Raw genomic sequence first — 8,866 nt, 5'->3', positions numbered from 1 at the left:
AATTTCTGCCTTATGCTTCCTCTCGTTTTCTTGTATTTTCTCATTTTGAACTTCTTCAAGTTCTTGTAAAGCTTTTATAGTAAGTGATGCGTATGAATACAAGTGAATCCCTTTCCCACTTTCATCCACAAATGCTTCATCAGATTCATCTACAATTGCTCCATAATACTTTTTTATATCTTGCGTTGTTACTGGTGGATCATTGGGATCTTTCTCTTCTCTCATTTTGTAAAGCTCATTTACCGCGTTCTTATAGTTAAATTCTCTTACTCTAACATTTCTAATTTTTTCTAAAGCAGAAAAGGATACATCTCGGATGTTAGATTTGTACTCACGTAGCGAAGGACTCATAAAGTTACCTTGAACAGCTCCCCATCCATTTTGAGTAACAGGCGACTTAACTTGGAGAACTCCGGTATATCCTGCTACACGGCTATTACGTAATGTGATAGTAGGTAATCTTACATCTGCATCTGAGCTATTATCTTCGATTGCTAATGTAGATTGATATAGACCACTTTTTCCTCGTCTGAAATGCCAGTTTCCATTTCCGGCATAAAGAGCATGATAGTCGTTTGCGTGTAAAACACTAATTCCGTTTCTGTTAAGCTCCCAAAACACAGATTTTCTTATCTCACTATCAACTATGTCATCAGTAATACCAATGTTCGCACTAGCTTGAGGCCATCCGGTCCCCATTTGAGATATAAATAAAGCACCTTCAGGAGCGCTAGTTTTTTCATCTGTTCCTAAGATGAAAGTTGGTTGTACTGCACCGTCTCGTCTTCGATAATATCCAAGAAACGCTCTAGGAACACCACTTTCATATAGACGTAAAAACTGGTCATCTAAGCTTACATAGTTATTGGTATTTGATGTTCTAATTTTGCAACCACTTAACAAACCTGCCATTAACCACTCTGCTTTCACTTTTCCGACTAAATCTATTCTTGCCGCATTTAGCTTAATATTTTCTTTACTCATATTAAAGGCTGCAATGACATCATTTTCTTTTACAGATATGCTAATGCCTTTTTCTGTTAGCTGAAGTCGTGACTCCATATCTCTTACATAGGAATCTTTTGCAAATTGCCCATCTGCTTGCGTCTTCGTATATACTTCCGTTGTTTTTGCTGCGGCATCAATACCTTTTTCAGTAATCATAAAGCGATTATCAATGTGAGTCATTTGTTGATTAAATTGCGCGGTTGCAAGTTTATTAGCTAATTCGCCCAATAAATCTTGTTTATTTGTATCAACTGTTTGTTTCAATTCAGGTATCTGAAATCCAGCAACATAGTCTTCTACTTGTTTCAGCTCAACTTTTGCTCCGATTGCGGTTGCCTGTTGTTCCACTTTAGAATTTGCTTCCGTAAGTTTTTTACCTTGCGCATCTACTATATTGTTTAAATTACCCACTGTGGCAGATAATCCGCTTGCTGTTTGTTCGATTGCTGTAACTTTTTTATCAATCGTACCCTGATCGTGTTTTAAATCAACCATATTACGCGAGAAGCCTTGCAGCGTTTCTTTCACTTCGTTATATTGACCAGCAACCTCTTTTTTTACTGATTCGATATCAGGTACAACAGGATCCCAAATACCATCTTTCCAAAGTTTTAACATACCAGGCTTACCGTTAGAAATATCTAACCATACTGTTTTTCTGTCTATAAGCCCTGTTTTCGGTGGATTCTTGGATTCTATAATTTCAACCGTATTGTTTTTTATATTCTCTTGTACTTTTTCAGCTAGTGTTTTTGCTGCTTCTGACTCCTTCTTTGCATGACTAGCGGTTTCATTCGCATCTTTCACTAATGTATCTAACTGATCGATCATTTCTTGTTTATTACCTAATGAACTAAGGATACGATGGTACATTTTCCGTAGTTCTTCATTTTGATTCACTATCTCTCGGTAATCCCCGAATTCATATTTATCCTGCGTTGGGTCTGTAAAAGATTCGTCTCCAGCTATTACTCGCGCTTCAAGATATAATTTTGGCGTGAATCCTGTATCTTTAATTTTTATCGTGTCGCCCTCATAAATGAATTCATGTTCTAAACCGAAAATTCGACCAATTGATTGTGCTTCCACCTCATAAGAGATGGAGGAATTGACACGCTTTTGTAATTCTATTTCCATAAGCGTCAGTAAACGTTTTGGAGTCATATCTAATTCTTCTGTTTCTGGTGTATAAAAACCGAATTTATGTTGTCCGTGTTCATTCCATCTTTGAAACGCATCTGCATCTACGATATAAGGTAGCCCCTTATTCATGCTTTCAATAGTGATTACTTTATCGCCTTCACCTTTTACAAATCCAACTAAAGCAGTACAAATATTACGGCTGTGCTCAACACGAGTTACACCGATTAAATCTTTTCCTAATTCTATTTCTTTGCCTGTATCATGCCCACGCTTTTTAACCATATCTACATACCAACCGGTAATTTGAGAGCCTATTACTTCTACACGATATTGAATTTCTAAATCAAATAAAGAAGCGATTTTCTTTAAAAACGTAAGCGGATCGATAAACTCATCAATGGTCATGGTATGGAATCCAGCGTATTCAGTCTTTCCACGTTTCCACTTCATTCCCAAGAGTGCCATATCAATGAATTCATTAACCGTTTTGCTCTCTATCCGTTGTGGATTTATAATTCCGGACTTAGCAATTTGAACCCAAGCACCTGAAGCATATGTGGTAATAGATCGTTTATCAGAATCCTTCTCGGCCTCTGTGATAACATATGGTACAATTCTTCCGTCACGGACTTCTTTTAAAACTAGATTTTGTTGTTGTAATGTAATTGCGTGTTCTGTTCCATCAAAAGTTGTGAAATCTAGCATATCTATATTGTTTTTGATTTCCCAATGACGTTTATCGCCCCAATAGTCCTGCGGTGGAATAGCTGAGACAATTTGATCAGTTTTAAAATCAACCACATGAAGAATTCCGCTAGGCGTTCTCATCTATATCTCTCCCTATAACTAACTGTTGCGTTTACATCAGGCGGCATAATATCGATTCGATTGTCACTCCGTATTACTTTTGGAAAGTTACTGAATATATCTTTTATATTGATTGCATTCTTCCCATTGATTGTGACGAGACTTCGTTCTGTATCAACAACAATTTTGTCTCCGGTATCGAAAATATAAGGCTTTGTATTGGAAGGTACTTTGTTTACTTTCCAAATCTTTAAGTCATCAATCTGCATGACATCAACAGGTTTATTTACATCCCAACTCATGATTGAAATCATTACTTGTGCAATTTTTCGTTCTGTCATTGGATTTCCGGTTTCATCAATCCAACGTTCAACAAGTGAAGCGTCATCTATTTCTGTACCATCTCTAAAACGGGCTACATAAACAGACCATTCTTTCCCACGTCTTGCAATACGTAACCTACCGTAAAATTGATTAAATGTATTAGGATGTGCCCCACTTGTATCTACTAATTTTCGTATACTGTTAGGCGTTCCTGCATGTCCAATACGCATGTATGCTTTCGTCATTTCAGCATCCCAATATAAATCATTCATGTTAATTCGCGTAACGATATTACTTGTATCATCTAAAAGAAGTACCTCTACACGGCCCATTTCCCCAATACTTTTGGACTTCAAACGCACCCAAGTCTCCATTTCAAAATCTTGTAACGGTCCACCTGGAATATTTTTCTTAGCAATTGCACCGTGGAATCCTTTCTCTTGTCCGTAATCTTGACAATACAATGCGTAACCATCCCTTGATTTAAAACTACCTGTACCTTTCATGTCATCAAAAACTCCAGTAACAGGAGTCCATCCTACAGCTGTAGTCATTTCATCCCACATGACTCTTTCTCGTTCTTGTACTGTTGTTTCTTCCACAGTGAGAGGATAGCCAATTCTAAAATAATCACGATTATGTGGATATTCTCCAAACCATACATCTAAAAAAGCGCTTGGCTTTTTTGCAGTCATTTCAATTAATGCTGGTGTTTCTACACTACCTTTATTCGTGAAATGAGACGTGATTTCTGTGGACCAATTTTGCGTGAATGTTTGAGTCTGTACTTTTCCTAATTTATAAGGCATAGGGCAAACGAAAGTAATAACACCCTTCCCCCTATTCACTAGTTCATCCAAATCTAGTGAACCATCAATAAAAGCAAGATATGTTCGATCTAACTCATCATCAAAAATAAGTTCAGCTGGTTGTTCCGTGAATAACCAGTCTGCTAAATCTTCTTTTATCTTTTGTAAATCCGCCATGTCTTTTTTTGCTTTAATAACAAGAGGAACGTCAATACGACGCTCCTCCGTTTCTGTATGAATAAAAAAAGCTCCTGGACGATGAGGAACTCTGACAAGATTTCTTTTAATTGGAGCCCATGAAGGACGTTTCCTACCTACAAGCATTTGAATATAATCTTTGCGAATATTATTAAATATAAAGCTTAGTTTATCCAAAAATATCACCGTCCTTAAAATTGCTCTTTTCGTTGTCGATCACGATCTTGAAGTTCTGTGGTATACCTATAAGTTCCACCTGCTAACTCTTTCCCATCTAAAACGTTTGTCATATTCAATGTAAAATTTAGTTCTTTTTCTTCAGGTCGTCTATTTGGGAATACCTTTTTACTAGTAGCCGAGTTATTAGGAATATTAGGCTGCATATAATTCGTTAAACCACTTACCACATCATTCGGAACACTATAATGAGAAGTTTGGAATCCAAAATCAAAAACAGATGGCATATTACTCATTTGCTTCTTAACGGTTCCAACTACATTTTTTGCTGCATCCACAACAAAACGTTTCCCTCGATCCATACCAACTCCAACACCTTCTGGAACCGCACTACCGACTGGAATCATTACTTTTGATGGACTGTTTATTTCAAGCGCTCCAGAAATAGTTTTTTTAATATCGTTTGCAATGCTTTTCGCCTTACGATATAAGCCACCTGTTGCATCATCTAATCCATTTTCAAGCCCCTCTATAATTGATTTACCAATGGAACGTAAATTTATAGTACTGAAAAACTTTTCAACTTGTCCCCATTTTTCTTCAATTCCACTTTGGATTTCTTTCATTTTATCAGTAACAGATTTTTTCTTTTCTTCAAATTTCCTTGAAACTATATTTTTAACTTCTTCAACTGTACTACTTGTAGATTTTTTTGTTTCTTCCCACCAATTTGTTACATCTGAACATGTTTCTTTCATCTTTCGAACTACATCATCTTTCATAGCCTGATATTTCGACTTTACTTGTCCAGTTTCCCAATCAACTTGATTCGCATGTTCACCTGCTTGGGATTTAGCTTCACTTATAATTTCATTATGCTTATCTTTCGCTGTGGAAACTGCGCTATCATACTGACGTTTTGCTTCAGCAATAATTGCATTTGCCTCTTCAGTATTAATCGTTTTATTTTCATCTCGTTGTCGAATAGCCTCTGCAATTTTATCATCACGAGTTTTCTTTGCATCAGCTATTACTTTATCTCTAGTCTCCGCACTGTGTTGGACAACTTCAGCTGCTTGTCTAGCCGATATTTCACTTGCTTGTACTCGCATATTTTCCAGGATAACTTTCTGTTCCATCTGATTTTTAGACATATGTTCAACAGCAACTCTGTCCATTTCATCTTGTAAAGCCTGTAAGGAAATTCGTTCTGATGTTGTTAACTCTCTATTTTCTCTAGCTGCTGTTTGTAGGATTTCTTTGATTTTATTTTCTTTTTCTTGTGTTTTTAGTTTTTCTTGCTCGTAACGTTGATTCAGTTGTTCCATCCTCTTGTTTTCTTCTTCAGAAGTTAAAACATATGAATCAGAAAAGAACTTTTTAAGTCCTTCCATTTCTTTTTGTTGTCTTGCGTTTGTTTTTTCTATAATCGTGTTAGCTAATTTGTCATACTGTCCAATGAGCTTTTGCGACTGTTCTTCTGTTATTACTTCATGGTTTAGTCTAATGTCAGTTAACTTTTGTCTAATACCATCCGATAACTTGAAATACTCACCAAGAACTTTCTTTGTGGAAGAACTTACTTTACCTTCTGTATTCGTAGTAAAACGATCTACTGAAGCAATACTGTCTTCAGTTGCTTTTTGATATCCCTTGTATGCTAGAACGCCAACACCAACTGCCGCTGCTACCACGCCTAAAGCAATTGCTACTGGTCCTAACGCTGCGGCTACTATCCCTAAAACTGCGCCCGTTACACTAGTAGCTGCAGTAGCTACACCCATTGCTACTGCCAAAGAACCAATCCCAGAAACCACCATTCCAACTGCTGCTAGAACCACTCCAATACCTGTTGCAATAGCCGTTAAAGCAAGAACAATACCTGCTGTAATTGCAATAGCTTTTTGTACAGGACCTGGCAATGCATTAAATCCATCCACAAGCTTTTGCAACCCAGCAACAAAAGCACGAACCACAGGGGCAAGCGCATCACCAATTGTCTTTTTCATTGTGTCAAATGCTCCACTTAACTGTTCAATACGACCTTTCAAAGTGTTCATTTTCGTTTCAGCTGTTTCTAAAGCTGTGACTTTAGACATCTCGGTATACATTTTATTTACACCTTGTGAGCCTTCATTAAACAAAATCGTTGCACCACGAACTGCGTCTGAACCAAATAACGTCTCTAAAGCCATACTTCGTTGTTGGTCTGTTAAATCTTTCATGGATTCATGAAGAATTCCGGATATGTTTTCTAAACTTTGAATATGACCCTCTTGATCATAGAATTTCGATGATAAGAAAGCGGAGCTAGTTGCTAACTCACGGAATGTAGTATCACACTTATCATTCCATTTCTTTACACCTTCAGTTTTCATTACATATTTTTCTAATGCAACTTCAATATCTCCCACACTTCTAGATGCTGGTGTGATTCCGTTTTTAACCAAGAAATCAAATCCAGCCTGCGCATTATAAGTGATAAGACCCAAATCTGCCATCTTGTTATACGCTTCTTTAGTTGAAGGATTCAACCTCATAAGCATTGTTTTTAGTGAAGTACCTGCATCAGAACCTTTTAATCCATTCTGTGCAAATACCGCTAAAGCTGTTGCTGTATCTTTAAATGTCATACCAGCTCCTGCTGCAACTGCTGCGGTTGCTGATAAACCATATTTCAGTTCATGTACATCAGTAGCTGAAGCATTAGCAGCTCCTGCAAGTAAGTTGGCGGCATCTGTAACACTTAAACCATCTCTTTTAAATGCATTCAAAGCGGTTGAAGCGATTTCTGCCGCTTCTCCTAGTTCTAGTTCACCAGCGGCCGCTAGGTTTAAAGCCCCTTCTAATCCACCATTGATGATGTCTGTTAAACCAACACCGGCTTTTATTAATTCTTCAATCCCTTTTCCAGCTTCTACAGAAGAATATTTCGTGTCTTCCCCATATTTAACAGCTAATTCGGAGAGTTTACTCATTTCTTGTCCAGTTGCACCAGATACCGCTTTTATGTTTGCCATCTGTTGTTCAAAATTCATTGATTCTTCCACAGCTGATTTTAGACCTCTACCTATCGCATACGTCATACCACCAAATACCATACCGATTTGCATGCCAGCATTTTGTAGGTGGTTTCCCATTGCCTCCATACGATTCCCAAAGTTCAATAGACGATTTCCTTGCTGATCCAATTCATGATTTGCCTGTTGTAATTGTGATTCGAATCGATTTAACTCACTTGTGGCTCGATGAATTTGTTCAGCATATCGTTGCGCTGACTGACTCGCTTCACCTTCTTCTGTTTTTGCACGATTATAGGCTTGTTGAAGTTCCCTAATTTTTTCTTTTTGCTTATCTACCGTACGAGTGAGAACATCAATTTTCGCTCGTGTCTGTTCAGTTGCATGAGAAAAACCGCCCATGCCTGTTGTAATAGACTGAAATTCAGCCTGTAGGGATTGTAAAGAATGATTTAATTTATCCATCCCTTTTTGTTCAGCTTGCTTATTTACTTGCTTTAATTCATTTTCAAATCTATTTAAATCAGCAACAGCTTTATTAACTTGTGAAGCGTATCGCTGAGTTGCTGCATCATTCTCACCTAATTTAGCCTTATTTTGATCATATGCTTGCCGTAACGCTTTAACTTTCTCTTTTTGCGCGTCAATGAGCCTACTTAGAGTATCCATTTTCGCTTGTGTTTGTTGACTAGCACTAGCGAAACCACCCATACCTGTACTTACAGATTTCAATTCATTCTGTAATGTCCTTACCGCACGTCCTGAATTTGCTATACCTTGACGGAAATTCACATTATCAAGGGAAAGCTTAACTACTAAATGATTCATTTCATTTGCCAATGTCTCACCCCCTCGTTAGATAATGTTTTCAGCTGGAACTTCTATTTCATTTGAATTTTGATTTTCACTATTTGAATTACCTTGTTCACGATGCTTTCGATTTATCCTTAAATAATGCCAAATATCCATTTCGTTATCGATATGATGATGTTTATATCCTTGACGTAATAAAGAGAGGTAGAGCTCGTCCATAAACTCACTGAACGGTATCCCTCCCCCCTCTACGCGTTTGGGTTTTCTTCTTCTCCAGTTCCAGGTGTACCACTAGCCGCTTCCACAGTTTCATTGATAACAGTGTTAATTACCTCTGAAGTTGTCGATAAAAACTTACGAGCATCCACACCGTCCCAATATTGATCTAATGTAAATTGTTCATCGAAAACATTCACTACAAATTGAACCATTTTATCCATATCCTCTGGACCAGGATTATTTGGAATATCAGCAAGCTCAGGTGCTTGACGGATTAAACGAGCTGGAATGAACCCCGGTAAATGAAAAGTTTTCTTTTCCTTATTGATTCGTAATGTTAGTTTCATA

The 8,866-nt window shown here is 37.4% G+C and carries 5 protein-coding genes; all 5 read right to left on the bottom strand.

Annotated features, from left to right (window positions below):
- On the bottom strand, positions 1 to 2,979 hold a 2,979-nt coding region (locus I6L50_RS10280; RefSeq protein WP_219301272.1), incomplete at its 3' end, for a phage tail spike protein.
- The gene (locus I6L50_RS10275) at positions 2,976 to 4,466 is read right to left on the bottom strand and encodes a distal tail protein Dit (RefSeq protein WP_219301271.1); all 1,491 of its coding nucleotides are present in this window, start codon (positions 4,464 to 4,466) and stop codon (positions 2,976 to 2,978) included. The genes I6L50_RS10275 and I6L50_RS10280, both read right to left, overlap by 4 nt.
- A gap of 14 nt (positions 4,467 to 4,480) precedes the next feature.
- Positions 4,481 to 8,326 carry a phage tail tape measure protein gene (locus tag I6L50_RS10270; RefSeq protein WP_219301270.1) on the bottom strand — a complete coding sequence of 1,282 codons (3,846 nt, stop codon included), beginning with the start codon at positions 8,324 to 8,326 and terminating at the stop codon, positions 4,481 to 4,483.
- Between the two features lie 15 nt (positions 8,327 to 8,341).
- Positions 8,342 to 8,518: a hypothetical protein gene (locus I6L50_RS10265; protein WP_219299817.1), complete on the bottom strand. Its 177-nt coding sequence runs from the start codon at positions 8,516 to 8,518 to the stop codon at positions 8,342 to 8,344.
- Positions 8,519 to 8,547: 29 nt separating this feature from the next.
- Positions 8,548 to 8,865 carry a phage tail assembly chaperone G gene (gpG, locus tag I6L50_RS10260; RefSeq protein ID WP_219299819.1) on the bottom strand — a complete coding sequence of 106 codons (318 nt, stop codon included), beginning with the start codon at positions 8,863 to 8,865 and terminating at the stop codon, positions 8,548 to 8,550.
- Position 8,866 lies beyond the last annotated feature (1 nt).

This window comes from Bacillus sp. FDAARGOS_1420 (assembly GCF_019344915.1).
Lineage (GTDB): Bacteria > Bacillota > Bacilli > Bacillales > Bacillaceae_G > Bacillus_A > Bacillus_A mycoides.
This window is presented reverse-complemented; position numbering and strand designations above follow the sequence as displayed.